The organism is Polaribacter sp. 2405UD43-2 (assembly GCF_058147125.1).
Genome location: NZ_JBYVJX010000002.1, coordinates 79,610 through 96,368, shown reverse-complemented (window position 1 = coordinate 96,368; position 16,759 = coordinate 79,610). Strand labels below are relative to the sequence as shown.

At 29.0% G+C, this 16,759-nt stretch carries 12 protein-coding genes; 7 read left to right on the top strand and 5 right to left on the bottom strand.

All coding sequences use genetic code 11. The features are described 5' to 3' along the window. Nucleotides 1-9: 9 nt before the first annotated feature. Nucleotides 10-873: a sigma-70 family RNA polymerase sigma factor gene (locus ACY2RX_RS03695; protein ID WP_105017184.1), complete on the bottom strand. Its 864-nt coding sequence runs from the start codon at nucleotides 871-873 to the stop codon at nucleotides 10-12. Between the two features lie 201 nt (nucleotides 874-1,074). Between ACY2RX_RS03695 and ACY2RX_RS03690 the strand changes: the two genes are divergently transcribed. Then, complete coding sequence (locus ACY2RX_RS03690) at nucleotides 1,075-1,644, top strand: RNA polymerase sigma factor (protein ID WP_490102617.1); 570 nt, start codon at nucleotides 1,075-1,077, stop codon at nucleotides 1,642-1,644. A 196-nt stretch (nucleotides 1,645-1,840) separates the two neighbouring features. Continuing rightward, nucleotides 1,841-2,680: a mechanosensitive ion channel family protein gene (locus ACY2RX_RS03685; protein ID WP_490102616.1), complete on the top strand. Its 840-nt coding sequence runs from the start codon at nucleotides 1,841-1,843 to the stop codon at nucleotides 2,678-2,680. Nucleotides 2,681-2,858: 178 nt separating this feature from the next. Here ACY2RX_RS03685 and ACY2RX_RS03680 read toward each other — a convergent pair whose 3' ends face one another. The 3 genes from ACY2RX_RS03680 to ACY2RX_RS03670 form a co-directional block, all read right to left on the bottom strand. After that, a complete protein-coding gene (locus ACY2RX_RS03680) occupies nucleotides 2,859-3,473 on the bottom strand; it encodes a deoxynucleoside kinase (RefSeq protein ID WP_490102615.1) in 615 nt (204 codons plus the stop codon). Nucleotides 3,474-3,538: 65 nt separating this feature from the next. Beyond that, nucleotides 3,539-4,216, bottom strand: a complete 678-nt coding sequence (locus tag ACY2RX_RS03675; RefSeq protein ID WP_490102614.1) for a response regulator transcription factor — start codon at nucleotides 4,214-4,216, stop codon at nucleotides 3,539-3,541. After that, on the bottom strand, nucleotides 4,209-5,798 hold the full coding sequence (locus ACY2RX_RS03670) for a sensor histidine kinase (protein WP_490102613.1): 1,590 nt from the start codon (nucleotides 5,796-5,798) through the stop codon (nucleotides 4,209-4,211). Before ACY2RX_RS03670 ends, ACY2RX_RS03675 begins: the two co-directional genes overlap by 8 nt. Nucleotides 5,799-5,914: 116 nt before the next feature. On the opposite strand from ACY2RX_RS03670, the gene ACY2RX_RS03665 reads away from it, so the two are divergent. The 5 genes from ACY2RX_RS03665 to gldA all read left to right on the top strand — a co-directional run bounded on the left by ACY2RX_RS03665 (nucleotide 5,915) and on the right by gldA (nucleotide 12,283). After that, nucleotides 5,915-6,763: a GLPGLI family protein gene (locus tag ACY2RX_RS03665; protein ID WP_490102612.1), complete on the top strand. Its 849-nt coding sequence runs from the start codon at nucleotides 5,915-5,917 to the stop codon at nucleotides 6,761-6,763. 103 nt (nucleotides 6,764-6,866) lie between these two features. Beyond that, a complete protein-coding gene (locus ACY2RX_RS03660; protein WP_490102611.1) occupies nucleotides 6,867-7,697 on the top strand; it encodes a GLPGLI family protein in 831 nt (276 codons plus the stop codon). Nucleotides 7,698-7,718: 21 nt separating this feature from the next. After that, complete coding sequence (locus ACY2RX_RS03655; protein ID WP_490102610.1) at nucleotides 7,719-10,481, top strand: carboxypeptidase-like regulatory domain-containing protein; 2,763 nt, start codon at nucleotides 7,719-7,721, stop codon at nucleotides 10,479-10,481. 77 nt (nucleotides 10,482-10,558) lie between these two features. Next, on the top strand, nucleotides 10,559-11,329 hold the full coding sequence (locus tag ACY2RX_RS03650; protein ID WP_490102609.1) for a hypothetical protein: 771 nt from the start codon (nucleotides 10,559-10,561) through the stop codon (nucleotides 11,327-11,329). Nucleotides 11,330-11,368: 39 nt separating this feature from the next. After that, complete coding sequence (gene gldA / locus ACY2RX_RS03645; RefSeq protein WP_490102608.1) at nucleotides 11,369-12,283, top strand: gliding motility-associated ABC transporter ATP-binding subunit GldA; 915 nt, start codon at nucleotides 11,369-11,371, stop codon at nucleotides 12,281-12,283. A gap of 60 nt (nucleotides 12,284-12,343) precedes the next feature. Here the strand turns inward: gldA and dnaE are convergent, their stop codons facing one another. Next, complete coding sequence (dnaE, locus tag ACY2RX_RS03640; protein WP_490102607.1) at nucleotides 12,344-16,681, bottom strand: DNA polymerase III subunit alpha; 4,338 nt, start codon at nucleotides 16,679-16,681, stop codon at nucleotides 12,344-12,346. Between the last annotated feature and the right edge of the window lie 78 nt (nucleotides 16,682-16,759).

The following is a 16,759-nucleotide window of genomic DNA, read 5'->3' as shown; positions in this document are numbered from 1 at the left end:
CTGAGATTGCTAGCCTAGGTAAGTCATTAAAATTTTACTTCTAGAAGTGTGTTTTAATCTTCTAATTGCTTTTTCTTTAATTTGACGTACACGCTCTCTTGTTAAATCGAAAGTTTCACCAATTTCTTCTAACGTCATTGGTTGGTGTTCTCCTAAACCAAAGTATAATTTTACAACATCTGCTTCTCTTGGCGTTAATGTTTCTAAAGCTCTATTAATTTCGATTCTTAAAGATTCGTGTAAAAGAGTTTTATCTGGGTTTGGAGATTCGCCAGAGTTTAATACATCATATAAATTAGAATCTTCACCTTCAATTAAAGGTGCATCCATAGATACGTGACGTCCAGAATTTTTCATAGATTCTTTTACGTCGTTTACAGTCATATCTAACTTTTTGGCAATTTCTTCTGCACTAGGTGGACGCTCGTTTTCTTGTTCTAAGAACGCGTACATTTTGTTAATTTTATTGATAGAACCAATTTTATTTAACGGCAAACGTACAATTCTAGATTGTTCTGCTAAGGCTTGTAAGATAGATTGACGAATCCACCAAACAGCGTAAGATATAAATTTAAAACCTCTAGTTTCATCAAAACGTTTTGCTGCTTTAATTAAACCTAAGTTTCCTTCATTAATTAAATCTGGTAAAGTTAATCCTTGGTTTTGATATTGCTTCGCTACAGATACAACAAATCTTAAATTGGCTTTCGTTAATTTTTCTAATGCTCTTTGATCGCCAGCTTTTATAAGCTGTGCTAATTCTACTTCTTCATCAGCTGTAATTAAATCTACTTTACCTATTTCTTGTAAGTATTTGTCTAACGATGCAGTTTCTCTATTTGTAACCTGCTTTGTAATTTTAAGTTGTCTCATCTACTTCTCTATAACTTTTTAAAGGATTAATGTGAATGCCACACTTTATTATACGCAAGAATATAAGTTAATGTTACAAAAAGTTTTAATTTTTTTTAAAAGTAGTTTTTTTACCATTCATCGACCTTAAATGTCGCATCAACTTTTTTTAATTTTTATATGTGACTTATTAAGTTTATTTGTGTCAAAACAATAACTGAATTGAAAACGATTGACGTTAAAACTTTAAGTGATGAGGATTTAGTCTTTAAAATTGTTGAAACAAATAATACACATTTGTTTGCTGTTTTATATGACCGATTTTCTAAAGTTGTTTACAACAAATGCTATGGTTTTTCCAAGAGTAAGGAAGAAGCAGAAGATTTAACTCATGACGTTTTTATCAGGTTATTTGTAAAATTAAAAACCTTTAAGGGTAACTCTAAGTTTTCTACTTGGTTGTATTCTTTTACCTATAATTTCTGTGTAAATTATGTGCAAAGAAACGCTTACAAGAAGAAAGAAAAAGTTACAGTTGTTACAGATAATATTAAAGAAGACGATGTTTTGCAAGAGATTGAAGATGCAACTTTGTTTGAGTTAAAATCTGAGAAATTAGCAAAAGCATTGTCTTTAATTGAGCCAGCAGAAAAAATGATTCTCTTAATGAAATATCAAGATGATATGACTATTAGAGAAATTCAAGAAGTTTTAGAAGTTGGTGAAAGTGCTGTTAAAATGCGAATTAAAAGAGCAAAACAGAAAGTTGTAAGAACGTATGAAGAGTTATAATTATGGACAACCCTTTTAAGAGAATTATTCACCACCACAATGTGCCTGAGGTTCTCAAGAAAAAAGTTTTGAGCGATATTGGTATGATTAAGCTTACCTTAGATATTGCCGATTTATTTTTAGTTAAATACCCTAACACTGTTGGAGACTTAATGAGTAACAACAAGAATAACCCTAAATTATAATAACTAAAGATATGACAACGAAACCACAACTGCTTAGCCTACAATCTGATTTAGATTTTACCTTTTTACAAAACCTTTGGTATAATTTTGTAGATTTTGTACCACAATTATTAAAAGGACTTATTTTTTTAGTAATTGGTTGGTTATTCATAAAATTTATACTTTTTATAGTAAAAAAAGCGTTAAAGTTTACAAGTATTGATAGTCTTCCAGAAAAATTAAATGTTGATGAAATTTTTGGAGAATCATCAATAAAAATACAACCTACAAAAATTATTATTACTGCTATAAAGTGGGTTTTAATTTTAGTTTTTATTATTGTTGGTTCAGAACTCTTAGGTTTAAAAATGGTTTCTGAACAGTTAAGTAATTTAATTGGTTATTTGCCTAGGTTAATTAGTGCACTTATTATTTTTGCTGTGGGTATTTATGTTGCTAATGTAATTAAGAAGATATTAGTTTCTATGTTTAAATCTTTAGAATTAACAGGTGGCAATTTTGTGGGTAATATCGCTTTTTATATTATAACAATTATAGTAACTGTAACTGCTTTAAATCAGGCAGGTGTTAATACAGATTTAATTACGAATAATTTATCTATTATTTTGGGTGCCATTTTAGCCTCTTTTACATTAGCATTTGGCTTAGGCTCTAGAGATGTAATTCAGAGATTATTATTTGGTTATTATACTAGAAAAAATTTACAAGTTGGAGATAAAGTTTTAATTAACGGAGAACAAGGAGTAGTTGATACTGTAGATAATATTTGTGTAGTTTTAAAAACTGAAAAAGGTAAAATTGTAATGCCAATTAAAGAAATTGTTGATAATAAAATTGAAATTATAAAATAGAGTTAAAAAAATTGATGAAGAGTTGGGGGACGATTTATCGATAGTGATTTATTTCACAAAAAAAGAAAGAGACTGCATTTGCGGTCTCTTTTAATTAGAAATACTTTTATGAGGTTTTTTCTTGAGTTTCAAAATGTGATTCCTGTAAAAACGGGAATCTAAATATCAAATTTATTTTTTAGAATAAGCCATTTATTTGCGCATCTATTCTATCAATAATATAACCTAAATCTTCTGGGTTGTCTACAAAATCTAAATTATCAACATCAATAATTAATAATTTTCCTTTGGTATATTTAGAAATCCAAGCTTCATAACGTTCATTTAATCTACTTAAATAATCTATACTTATAGAGTTTTCATAATCTCTACCTCGTTTGTGAATTTGCCCCACTAAAGTAGAAATATCTGCGCGTAAATAAATTAATAAATCTGGTGGTTGCACTAAGTTTTCCATCAACTCAAATAAAGAACTATAATTATTATAATCTCTATTTGTCATTAAACCCATTGCGTGTAAATTGGGTGCAAATATGTGAGCATCTTCATAAATGGTTCTATCCTGAATAATATTTTTGCCAGTTTCTCTAAGTTCTAAAATCTGACGAAAACGACTATTTAAAAAATAAACCTGAAGATTAAATGACCAACGTTCCATTTCTGTGTAAAAATCGTCTAAATAAGGATTTTCATCAACAGATTCAAAATGTGGTTTCCACTTGTAATGTTTGGCTAATAACTTGGTTAGTGTAGTTTTACCAGCACCAATATTTCCTGCAATTGCAACGTGCATATTATAATTTGTATAAGATTAAAAGGGACGCTAAAGGTAATAAAAAAAGTAGAACAGAAAGTAGGTTAACAAATCAATTTATAACCAAATCCGCGAATATTTATAATTTTAATGGTATCGTCTTTTTTTAATTTTTTACGAAGTTTACTAATAAAAACATCCATACTTCTTGCATTAAAAAAATCGTCATTTCCCCAAAGTTTATTTAGGATAAAAGTTCTGTCTAAAACTTCATTTTTCTTTTCAAAAAGATGATATAATAACTGAGATTCTCTATGAGTTAATGGTTGGTTTTCTTCAGAAAAAGTAAGAATTTGTTTTGTGTAGTTAAATAAATATTTTCCTATTTTAATGTTTTCTATATTTGGTTTTATATGAATTCTATTTAGTAAAGATTTTATTCTAACAATTAATTCTTCCATAGAAAAGGGTTTTTTTAAATAGTCATTTCCACCGTGATTAAATCCTTCTAAAACATCGCTAGTTTGCGATTTTGCAGTTAGAAATATGATAGGAATAACTTTGTTTTCTTGCCTAATTTCTTTGGCTAAAGTAAAACCATCTTTAATAGGCATCATAACATCTAGCACTAAAATATCTGGTTTTTTTGTTTGAAAAATTTCTAATGCGTTTTGCCCATTTTTAGAATGATAAACTATAAAATCTCTAGATTCTAAACTTTCTTTGACAATCATTCCTAAGCTTTCTTCATCTTCAGCTAAAAGTACTTTTATTTTACTCATTGGGCATTATTATTTTAAAAGTAGTGTTGTTTTTTGATGATGTTAGTTGTATGCTGCCACTATGTTTTTCAACAATGTTTTTACAGTAATATAAGCCAATTCCAAAACCTTTTATGTTGTGAGTATTTCCTTTAGGAACTCTATAAAACTTATCAAAAATTTTTTCTTGCTGATTTTTTTCTATGCCATTTCCATCATCTGCAATTGTAATTTCTGTAGATTTTAAAATTGAGTTTACGTTAATTTCTATTTGGTTTCCACCATATTTTATAGCATTATCTATTAAATTAGAAATTACATTTTCAAAATGAAAAACATCAACATTTAAGTAAATAGGTTGCAAGTTTGATGAAAAATCCAGCACTTTTTTATTGCTTAATAATTTGTGTTTGTTAACTAGTTTTTCAATTATTTCAACAATGTCTATAGTTTCTTTTTTTAGTAGTAAATCTTCGCTGTCTAAAGTTGCAGTTTCTAGAAGTTTTTCTACCATTTGATGCAGTTTTTTTAGTTGTACAGAAGACATTGCCAAATACTTTTTGGTCTTTTCTTTATCATCAATAACATTAAAGTTTTCAATGGCTTCTATGGCTGTAGAAACTGTAGCTATAGGTGTTTTAAATTCATGCGTAATATTGCTAATTAAATCGTTTTTTATGGTGGCTAATTCTTTTTGTTGATTAATGATTTTAAGTAAATAGAATAAACTAGATATTACTGCAAAAGATAAAATTAATGATAATAAAATTCCAATAAAACTTCTTTTTAGAGCTTCAAAATTAGGGTTGCTATACTGTAATTCAAAATTTTCTCCCTCTCTTACAAATGTTGATTTTGATTTTATAGAAGAAAAATTTGCAATTAAAATACTGTCTTTTGTTTGATGAAAAAGGGTATCACTTTTTAAATGCAAAAACCTTGTTTTTAAATTTATTTTTTTTTGATATAATTGATTTTCTATTAAGGAATCTATTTTTTTATAGTTTACAGAATGGTTTAAAAATGAGATAAAAATAGGTTTTAAATTGGTAATTAGTTTTAAACTGTCTGCTGTTTTTTTTCCTTTAAAAAATTTAACTTCTTTAAAAGATCTATTAGTATTTAATGTAATTCCATTTTTCTTATCTATAAATTGAGTGAAAATTTTTCTTTTTTTGTGAGTAGAATCATTCTCTAAATTAAACTTTGTCACAAATTCTTTGTTAGAATTCATCATAGAGTCTATTTTTTCTTGAGAAATCCCTTCATCAGAAGTAATACTTAGGTTGGTTATAGTTACTTTTGGTTTTTGCTTGTTATTACTGTCTTTTCTTATGCTTTTTAAGATTTTTTGTAAAGCATTTTTTTCTGAAACTTTTTTTGTAACATTATTCTTATCATCAATAATAGTTATAAAATTACTTTTTGCCAAAGTAGCATAATATTCTTCTACTGCATTGTCTAAACTTAATTGAATGTCATTGGTAACTTGCCTTTTGTTTTCCTCGTAATTTTTATAATTCCAATAAAATTGGATAATAATTGTAATAACAATTGTTATGGCAATTAGGTAAAAGAGCCATTGATGCTTTTTTGTATTCATAGTACAAATATATGTTCTAAAAAATATAAAATTAGTAGCTTAACACTCGTTAACATTTATTAACCTTATAGATTGTTTTTCTTTATGACATTTGTAAAGATTTAAAAACATTTAAAATGAAAAGTAAATTATGTATTAGTATTGCTTTGCTGTCATCAATAATAATAACAGCCCAAAACTTTCAAGGAAAAGCAATTTATAAAACAAGTAGAAAGTCTAATTTTAAAATTGGAGAAGGTAAAAACTCAAACATATCAGAAGATATGAAAAAACAAATTCAGGCAAGAATTCAAAAAATGACTCAAAAAACCTTTGTTTTAGAGTTTAATAATTATGCATCAACCTATAAAGAAGATGTAAAATTAAATGCTCCTAAACCAAAAGTTGGCGCAACAAATGTAATGGTGATGTCTTTTGGAGGCTCAGGAAATGGAAGTGTTTATTACAAAAACATCAAAGAAAAAAGATTTACAAATCAAACAGAAATTTTAGGGAAAAGATTTTTAGTTAAAGATTCTTTAGATTCACAAGGTTGGAAACTATCATCAGAAACAAAAAATATTGGTAAATATACTTGTTATAAAGCTACTTTTTCTAAAGAAGTGGAAAGTATAAAAATGATTCTTAAAGATGGAAAACCAGAAGAAGATATAAAAAAAGAAACTATTATAACAACTGCTTGGTATACGCCACAAGTGCCTATTAGTAATGGACCAAGCAGTTATCAAGGCTTACCAGGATTGATTTTAGAAATTAATGATGGCAAAACAACCATTGTTTGTACAGAAATTATTTTAGATAAATCTAGTAGTATAAAAATTGATGAGCCAGAAAAAGGAAAGGTAGTTTCTCAGAAAGAATACGAAAAAATTAGTAAACAAAAATCTAAAGAAATGATGGAGCGATTTAAAAGTAGAAAAGGTGTAGATTCAGGAAATGGTATAAATATTAAAATAGGCGGTTAATCTAATTTTTTGATTTTATTACTCAAAATAAACCTTTAAGTTTTTTTTAAGTCAAATTAAAAGTATTAAAGATTACTTTTGGTAAAATCAAATCAAAAAAACTATGAAATTAGTATCTACTTTATTTTTAACATTATTTACTGTTGTTACTTTTGCTCAAAAAGGTTTTCAAGGTAAAGCTACTTATATGTCTAAGACAACAATGGATATGAGTAGGTTTGGAAACAAAATGTCTGAGCAGAGAAAAAAACAGATGATGGCTCGTTTTAAAAACTTTTTAGAAAAAACGTATACATTAAATTTTAATAAAATAGAATCATCATTTAAAGAAAATGTAAAGTTAGAGGCTCCAGGCACATCTGGCTCAAGATGGGGAGGTAGTAATGGGCAAGGCTCTATTTATAAAAATCTTAAGAGCCGAAAAATGATTCAAGATACAGAGCAGTTTAGTAAAAGATTTCTTATTAAAGAAGACTTGCAACAACCCAAATGGCAATTAGGTACAGAAACCAAGCAAATAGGAAAATTTACAGCCTACAAAGTTACTTATGTTAAAATTGATAAAAACATAGACTGGGGTAAAATTTTTAGAAGAGGAAATAATAAAAAGAAAGATTCTACCAAAACAAATGCTAAAAAAGAACAAGTTAAAACTATTTTAGTTACAGCTTGGTACACGCCACAAATACCTGTAAGTGCTGGGCCAGCAGAATATTGGGGTTTACCAGGGTTGATTTTAGAAATAAATGCTGGTAGAACAACAATGTTGTGTACGGAAATTGTTTTAAATCCTGAAGAAGAAATAGAAATTAAAGAACCCAAAAAAGGGAAAGAAGTTACTAGGAAAGAGTATAATACTATCATAAAGAAAAAATCAAAAGAACTTAGAGAACGTTTTAAAAGTAGAAAAAGAGGCCGTAGAAGAGGGTTCTAAAAACACTTAATCAAACTAAAAATGAAAAAACTTTTATTTGTTGCTATTTTATTAGCGACTGGGCTAACATCTGCTCAAATTAAACTATCAGGTATTGTAAAAGATTCTATAGGTACACCACTAGAAATGACTAATGTTATTGCTATAGATACTATAGCCAAAAGCATTTCGTCTTTCGGTTTTACAGATGCAAAAGGATATTTTAAACTAGACTTAAAAAAGAATACAGTTTACAATCTAAAGGTAAGTTATGTGGGTTTTAAAACGATTAGCCAAATTGTAAAAACAGCAAGTAAAGACATCACAAAAAACTTTACTATGTTAGAAGACAATCAGTTAGATGAAATTAAAATAATTTCTAAAATGCCAGTTACAATTAAAGGCGATACCATTATTTACAATGCAGATTCCTTTAAAAATGGTACCGAAAGAAAACTAGAAGATGTGGTAAAGAAAATTCCAGGAATGGAAATAAATGAGGCTGGTGAAATTGAAGTAGAGGGTAAAAAGGTTGAAAAAATTATGGTAGATGGTAAAGATTTTTTTGATGGAGACACTAAGTTAGCTACCAAGAATATTCCATCTAATGCAGTAGATAAAATTCAGGTTTTAAGAAATTATGGTGATGTAAATCAACTAAAAGGTGTGCAAAATAACCAAGATAGAATTGCCATCAATATTAAATTAAAAGAAGGGAAAAAGAATTTTTGGTTTGGAGATGTTACAGCAGGTTTGGGCACATCACCAAACGAAGGTTTGTATTTATTTCAGCCAAAACTTTTTTATTATTCACCAAAATATACCATAAATGTTATTGGTGATGTAAATAATTTAGGAGATGTAGTTTTAAGTAGAAGAGATATTAGAAATTTTAGTGGAGGTTTTAGAAGCCAGAGTCCATCTAACGGAACAAATATTAACATTTCTGATGCCGGAATTGGCTTTTTAAATGCGAATGCTAGAAATGCTAACAAAATAGAAACAAAACTATCGGCTTTAAACTTTAGTTATTCACCCAACAAAAAATTAGATTTAAGCGGATTCTTAATATTTTCTAGTAATAGTAATGGACAGAAAAATAATGTTACTAAAAATTATGTAAACCCTAATACACCAGATGATTTTACGCAAAGTATAACAGATCAAACTAGTAACACAGGTTTATTTAAGTTTAGTTCTATCTATAAAAAAGATTTTAACAATCAAATGAATTATGATATTATTGGTCGTTTTTCTAATGAATATAGAACCGATAATGTAAACTCTCGTGTTTTAAGTGATATTTCTGAAAAAGAAAATGCAACGCCTTTTAAAATAAATCAAAATTTAAGCTATTTCTATACCGCTAATGAAAACAATATTTTTGCTTTAGAAGTAAAACATCTATTGCAAGATGAAGATCCTTTTTATGTGGCTTCTTTAGAAAACGATCCTGCAAATAACAATAACGATCCAAAAGGAAATAATCCTCCTGATGGTTTTGATAAACCAGCAAAAGATTTAGGTTTAGATAGAAGCAACCTATTTTATAAGTTAGAGCAAAACAGAAGAGTAAAATCGAATCAACTAGATGCAAAGTTAGATTACTATTATATTATAAATCAAAAAAGTAATTTAAACTTTGTTGCGGGTACTATTTTAAGCAAACAAAATTTCGATTCAAAGTTTTTTCAAATTTTAGATAATGGAAATACTTTAAACCCAACTCCAACAATTCCAGGAGTTGTGAATCCAAAAACCACAAACGATACAGAATATAATTTTACAGATGTGTATACTGGTGTAAGGTATAGAGTAAAGTCTGGTATTTTTACTTTTACACCAGGTTTTACAGTACATACTTATAAAACTAAAAACACTCAATTTAGTAAAATTTTTAAAGACACGTTTCAAAAATTCTTGCCAGAAATTAATATTGTTGCACAGTTTAAAAGAAGTGAGAGTCTAACTTTTTCTTACAAACAGCAAGTTAATTTTACTGATGTAAATAAAATAGCAAGAGGTATTGTGGCTAATAGTTATAATTCATTTTTTTCAGGAGCATCAAAATTAACCAATGCAACCATTCATAATTTAAATTTAAAATATTTTAGTTTTAATTTATTTAATTACACAAATGTTTTTGCAACAGTAAATTATACAAAAACTATAGATCAAATTAACAATAATATTCATTTTCCAACTGGCTCTGTTGTGTCAAGCAGTACAGCTATTAATTCCCCTTTTGATAATGAAAGATTTACAGCTTTTGGGCGTGTAGGAAAAACATTTAGCAAAATTAGAACTTCTTTAGGTGCAAATTTCACTTATAATAAAACCAATCAGTTTTTAAATTCTGTAGGAAATGTAAACAAAACCTTGGTTCATTCTTACAGAACAAGTGTTGGTACAAATTTTACAAAAGCACCTAATGTAAGTCTTAAATATTCTTTAAGTTATACAAATCAAAAAAATAACGCCAATACTAGAGAAAATAAAGGAGTGGTAAATGCTCCATCCATAAGTTTTGATGCCTATATATGGGATTCTTTAACTTTTAAAACCGATTTTTCTTTTAACGAAGTAAAACAAAATGGAGTCGTACAAAATTCATTTAAAATTTGGGATGCCACTTTTGCATATAGAAAAAACAGCGATGCAAAATGGGAATATGAATTAGAAGCAAGCAACTTATTAGGCACAGGTTCTCGTTCGTCTGTTAGTGCAAATAATATTTTGTTCTCTGTAAACGAAACTTTTATCTTGCCAAGGTTAATTAGTTTTAGAGTTCGTTATCAATTGTAAATTATAAAAACATTATATATTAACAAGGCTCAAAAATATTTTGAGCCTTTTTTATTTAGTTTCCCTATTTTTGCGCAATGAGTGTTGTTACTTCAAAATCTTTTTTTCCAGCCTTTATAAAATCCTTAGGAATATTATTTCTATATATTTTTTTAGGACTTTTTTTAGATAGTGTTTATGTTGTAGAGAATTATCAAGATTTACAAGGATTGGCAAATCTAATTATGGTAATTATTTTTTCAATTACACTTTTTAAAGTAAGCCCAAGAATAAGAGAACAAATGATTTATGCCACAATAATTGCTATTGGTGGCGAATATGCCTTTTCTTTAGGAATGGGTATGTACACTTACAGATTAGAAAATATTCCTCATTATATTCCTATGGGACATGCTTTGGTTTATGCAGGAGTTTTATATTTTACAAAAACATCGTTTTCTAAAAACAATATAAAAACTTTAGAAAAAGTTTTTACTGCAATAATTATAATTTATGCAACAACATTTCTAATCTTTAAGAATGATGTTTTCGGATTTAGTCTTACCGTTTTAACTTTGCTAATTTTAAGAAAAAAGCCAAGAGAACGTATGTTTTATTTAACTATGTTTTTAGCAGTTGGCTATTTAGAAATTATTGGCACAAGTTATAAATGTTGGTGGTGGCCAATAACAGCTTGGGATACTTTTTCTTTTTTGCCAAGTGCAAATCCACCAAGTGGAATTAGTTTTTTTTACTTTGGATTAGATTTAGGGTGTTTATATTTTTATAAAAAAAGACATAAAATAGCTTGGAAAAGAATGAAAAATATCAGAAAAATTAGAATGCATAATTCAATTTCTACAAACTAAAAAAGAAGTAATTTCGTTCTAAAGCTAAAGTTAGATTAAATGTCAATTAAAGTAACGTCAGTTTCAAAAATTTATAATACTCAAAAAGCATTAAACGATGTTTCTTTTTCTGCGGATAAAGGGCAAGTTATTGGGTTTTTAGGTCCAAATGGCGCAGGAAAATCTACAATGATGAAAATCTTAACAGGTTTTATCAAACCAAATTCTGGTGAGGTTTTTGTTGATGAAATAGATGTTTTAGAAAATCCGCTAGAAGCTCAAAAAACAATAGGATATTTACCAGAACACAATCCTTTGTATAAAGATATGTATGTGCGAGAATATTTGCAATTTCAAGCAAGTATTTTTAAGATTTCGTCTGCGCTCAATCTGACAGAAAAAGAACAAATAGAAACTTGTATTTCTAAAGTTGGTTTAGAAGCAGAAGCTCATAAAAAAATAAATCAATTGTCTAAAGGATATCAACAAAGAGTAGGTTTGGCTGCTGCAATTTTACACAATCCAACAGTCTTAATTTTAGACGAACCTACAACTGGTTTAGACCCAAATCAATTAGTTGAAATTCGTCAGCTAATTAAAGAATTGGGCAAAGACAAAACAGTGTTGTTTTCTACACATATTATGCAAGAAGTAGAGGCGGTTTGCAATCGAGTTATCATCATAAAAAAAGGTGAGGTTTTAGTTGATAAAAAACTTTCTGAACTCAAAGAAAATAATCAGCAAACTATAGAAGTTACGTTTGATTATAAAATTGAAGAACAATTCATTAAAAAACTACCAAACGTATTTTCATACAAAAACAATTATGATAACACTTGGTTTATCACTTTTGATTCTGATGAAGATATGCGCCCAAAAATCTTTGATTTTGCTCAAGAAAACGGTTTAAAAATTCTAGGTTTAAATACGCAAAATAAAAATTTAGAAACGCTGTTTAGAGAGGTTACAAGTTAAATTTACATTTTACAGACCTTTCTGGTTTTTAAAACCTGAAAGGTTTAATGAACTCCAAAACTAATTCAATTTATATTTTATTTGCTGACTTTCTAAAGTCGCTAATAATTCATTCGTAATATGAATTTTAGTATTTCTACTTGGCAAATTCACTTCTATCTTTTCTTTAGCATCCCAAACCGTAAAATGTAAAGACTTTTTTCCATGATTATTTTTTAAAATAGTTTCTAAATTTAAAATAGTTTCTGCATTAATTTCTTCTAAAGGAAGCTGAATGGTAACTTTTTTAGACAATTCATCCATAATGTCGTGTAAGAGTTTCATTTCTGTAAATTTTAGTCTTGGCTCTCCTGTAACACCTTCTTTATTAGTCCATCCTAGTTGAATTGTACAACGTACAAATAAGAAAGAATTTGGTACTAAAAAGTGTTTCATTTTTAAATAATCTTCGCCAAAAATTCGAAACTCATTACTATCTCCATAATCTTCAATAGTAAATGCAGCCCAACCTTTTCCGGCTTTAGAAACTCTATGCTGAACATCAGAAACTATCCCTGCAAAAGCTAAATTCATTCCCACATATTTTGCAATATCACCTTTAAAATGATGTAAAGTTGCGTTGCAAAATTTTAATTCATTTTTAAAATCGTCTAAAGGATGTGCAGAAATATAAATACCAATTACTTCTTTTTCTTGCGATAAAAGCTCCATAGTTCCCCAAGTTTCACATTGCGGAATATCTGGCTCTGGAAATTGTATGGTAGAAGCTTCTCCAAACAAAGAAACTTGTGCCGAATTTTCATTTTCTTGATACTTGCTTCCAAATTTCATAGCACGTTCTAAAAAAGTCATTCCTTTTTCATCAATGGCAAAATATTGCGCTCTATGTGTGTCAGAAAAAGAATCAAAAGCACCTGCTTTTATCAAACTATCAAAAGATTTTTTATTAGCGGCACGTAAATCTACACGTTTTGCTAAATCAAAAATGGATGAATAATTTCCATTTTCTTTTCTTTCTTTAATAATGGCTTTTACTGCAGCAGCACCAACACCTTTTACAGCTGCCATTCCAAATCGAACAGCACCTTCTTTATTAACTGAAAATTTTAAGTAAGATTCATTTAAATCAGGACCCAAAACTTCTAATCCCATACGTTTGCATTCTTCCATAAAAAACGATACAGATTTAATGTCATTCATATTATTAGAAAGCACAGAAGCCATATACTCTGCAGGATAATGTGCTTTTAAATACGCAGTTTGATAAGCAATCCAAGCATAACAAGTAGAGTGAGATTTGTTAAAAGCATAACTTGCAAAGGCTTCCCAATCTTTCCAAATTTTTTCTAATTTTTCTTCATCATGACCGTTTGCAGCAGCTTGCTCAACAAATTTTGGTTTCATTTTATCTAGAACCGCAATTTGTTTTTTACCCATTGCTTTACGCAAAACATCGGCTTCACCTTTGGTGAAATCTGCTAATTTTTGTGAGAGTAACATTACTTGCTCTTGATATACTGTAATTCCGTAAGTTTCTGCCAAATATTCTTCCATAGCAGGCAAATCGTACTCAATATCTTCTGTCCCATGTTTTCTGTTGATAAAACTCGGAATATATTCCATAGGTCCTGGTCTATACAAAGCATTCATTGCAATTAAATCTGCGAAAACAGTTGGTTTTAGAGAGCGCATATGTTTTTGCATTCCTGGAGATTCATATTGAAAAATACCAACGGTTTCTCCTTTTTGAAATAACTCATACGTTTTTTCATCATCCAAAGGAAAATTTTCTGGATCTAACTGAACCCCATGTCTGGCCTTTACAATTTTAACGGTATCTTTAATTAAAGTCAGGGTTTTTAATCCTAAGAAATCCATTTTTAGCAAACCTGCAGATTCTACTACAGAATTGTCAAATTGGGTAACATACATATCAGAATCCTTTGCCAATGCTACAGGAACATAATTGGTAATATCTCCTGGAGTAATAATAACGCCACAGGCGTGAATACCCGTATTTCTGACAGAACCTTCTAAAATGGTGGCTTTGTTTACCGTTTCTGAAGCTAAATCATTACCATAAGAAATGGTTTTTAATTCTTCAACCAATTGTTTTTCTTCTGCTCTTAATCCATCAACTTTACTTTTACTTTTAGCATCATCACCAAAAATATTTTTAAGCTTAATTCCGGGTATTAATTTGGCAATTCTATCGGCTTCAAAAAGTGGTAAATCTAAAACTCTGGCAGTATCTCTTATTGATGATTTTGCTGCCATTGTTCCGTAAGTAATAATTTGAGCTACTTGATTTGCACCATATTTATCAATTACATAATCCATTACGCGTCCACGACCTTCATCATCAAAATCGATATCGATATCTGGCATAGAAACACGTTCTGGGTTTAGGAAACGCTCAAAAAGTAAATCGTATTTAATAGGATCTATATTGGTAATCCACAAACAATAAGCAACTACAGAACCTGCAGCAGAACCACGACCTGGACCAACAGCAACATTCATATTTCTGGCTTCTCTGATAAAATCTTCCACAATTAAAAAATAACCTGGATAACCTGTTTTTTCGATAACTTCTAATTCAAAATCTAAACGTTCTTTTATGGATTCTGTAATTTCTCCATACCGTTTTTTAGCACCTTCAAAAGTTAAGTGTTTTAAGAAATTATTTTCACCACGCTTTCCTCCATCTTTTTCATCTTTTTCATCTTTAAACTCATTTGGAATATCAAAAGCAGGTAATAAAACGTCTCTAGCTAAAGTGAAAATTTCAATTTTATCTACAATTTCTTGAATATTAATGATAGCTTCTGGTAAATCTGCAAACAAGGTTTTCATTTCATCCGAAGATTTAAAATAATATTCCTCATTTGGAAGACCATATCTGTAACCACGACCTTTTCCTTTTGGTGTGGCTTGCTTTTCGCCATCTTTTACACATAACAAAATATCGTGTGCATTAGCGTCTTCTTTGTTTAGATAAAAAGTATTATTAGTAGCAACTACTTTAATATTATGTTTTTTAGAAAACTTTAATAATGTTTCATTAACAATGTTTTCATCTTGTTGATTGTGACGCATCAACTCAATATAAAAATCATCTTGAAATTCTTCTTTCCACCAAAGTAAAGCTTCTTCGGCTTGTTTTTCTCCTACATTTAATATTTTACTGGGAACTTCACCATATAAATTGCCCGTTAAGACAATGATATCTTCTTTGTGTTTTTTGATGACTTCTTTGTCAATTCTAGGAACATAATAGAATCCATCAACAAAAGCGATGGAAGACATTTTTGCCAAATTGTGATATCCTTTTTTGTTTTTTGCTAATAAAACTACTTGATAACCATTGTCTTTTTGCGATTTATTTTTATGATCCTCACAGATATTAAACTCACAACCAATTATGGGTTTCATAGGAGTTTCTGCAGTTTTATTATGATTTAAAACTGCACTCACAAAATGAAAAGAAGCCATCATATTTGCAGTATCAGTCATTGCAACAGCTGGCATATTGTCTTTTGCAGCGGCTTTTACAATGTTGCCAATTTGCATTGTAGATTGTAAAACAGAATACTGTGTATGGTTGTGTAAATGTGCAAATTGAACGTCTTTTAATTCGGCTAACCCTTCTGATGTAGATTTTGTTTCTTCAACGTCTTTAAGTTGTTCAAGACGTTTTCTTATTTTATCACTTTCTTTTTTTAGATTGATGTGTTTTAAACCAATCACCTGAATTGGTTTTGGATTTGCTTCAGAAAAATTTTTGAAATACTCTGCATCAACATCTAATTGTTCTTTGGTAAATTCTCTTAAACGAATCAACTCTAAAAAACAACGTGTGGTTGCCTCAACATCGGCAGTTGCGTTGTGTGCTTCCGCAAAATCTATACCAAATAAATGCTTGTGTAACTCTGTTAAAGTTGGTAATTTAAACTTTCCGCCACGACCTCCAGGAATTTGACATAGTAGCGCCGTTTTTTCTGTACAAGTGTCTAAAACTAGGAGAGAAGCCAAGTTGTTTTCTACACCTAATCTATGGAATTCGCACCCCATAATATTAATATCAAAACCTACATTTTGACCAACTATAAACTTTGTTTTTTTTAACGCTTCATTAAATAAATCTAAACCTTTGTCTAAAGAAATTCCTTGTTCATTAGCTAATTCAGTAGAAATTCCATGAATTCTTTCTGCATCATAAGGAATGTTAAAACCGTTTGGTTGTATTAGAAAATCGTTGTTTTCTAATAAATTTCCCATTTCATCGTGTAATTGCCACGCAATTTGAATACATCTAGGCCAGTTGTCTGTATCAGTAATTGGAGCATTCCAGCTTTTGGGTAAACCTGTAGTTTCAGTATCAAAAATTAAGTACATAGAAAGTATTTAAGTAAACTGTAAAATTACAATTTTAAGATGAGTTTTTAGGCGGAAGTTATTAACGGTTTTTGATTG

Excerpts from the sequence above, each read along its gene's own strand:
- gldA (WP_490102608.1), top strand. The coding sequence starts at position 11,369 with ATGTCAATTAAAGTAACGTCAGTTTCAAAAATTTATAATACTCAAAAA.
- ACY2RX_RS03650 (WP_490102609.1), top strand. The coding sequence starts at position 10,559 with ATGAGTGTTGTTACTTCAAAATCTTTTTTTCCAGCCTTTATAAAATCC.
- ACY2RX_RS03685 (WP_490102616.1), top strand. The coding sequence starts at position 1,841 with ATGACAACGAAACCACAACTGCTTAGCCTACAATCTGATTTAGATTTT.
- ACY2RX_RS03655 (WP_490102610.1), top strand. The coding sequence starts at position 7,719 with ATGAAAAAACTTTTATTTGTTGCTATTTTATTAGCGACTGGGCTAACA.
- ACY2RX_RS03660 (WP_490102611.1), top strand. The coding sequence starts at position 6,867 with ATGAAATTAGTATCTACTTTATTTTTAACATTATTTACTGTTGTTACT.
- ACY2RX_RS03680 (WP_490102615.1), bottom strand. The coding sequence starts at position 3,473 with ATGCACGTTGCAATTGCAGGAAATATTGGTGCTGGTAAAACTACACTA.
- ACY2RX_RS03675 (WP_490102614.1), bottom strand. The coding sequence starts at position 4,216 with ATGAGTAAAATAAAAGTACTTTTAGCTGAAGATGAAGAAAGCTTAGGA.
- ACY2RX_RS03695 (WP_105017184.1), bottom strand. The coding sequence starts at position 873 with ATGAGACAACTTAAAATTACAAAGCAGGTTACAAATAGAGAAACTGCA.
- dnaE (WP_490102607.1), bottom strand. The coding sequence starts at position 16,681 with ATGTACTTAATTTTTGATACTGAAACTACAGGTTTACCCAAAAGCTGG.
- ACY2RX_RS03670 (WP_490102613.1), bottom strand. The coding sequence starts at position 5,798 with ATGAATACAAAAAAGCATCAATGGCTCTTTTACCTAATTGCCATAACA.
- ACY2RX_RS03665 (WP_490102612.1), top strand. The coding sequence starts at position 5,915 with ATGAAAAGTAAATTATGTATTAGTATTGCTTTGCTGTCATCAATAATA.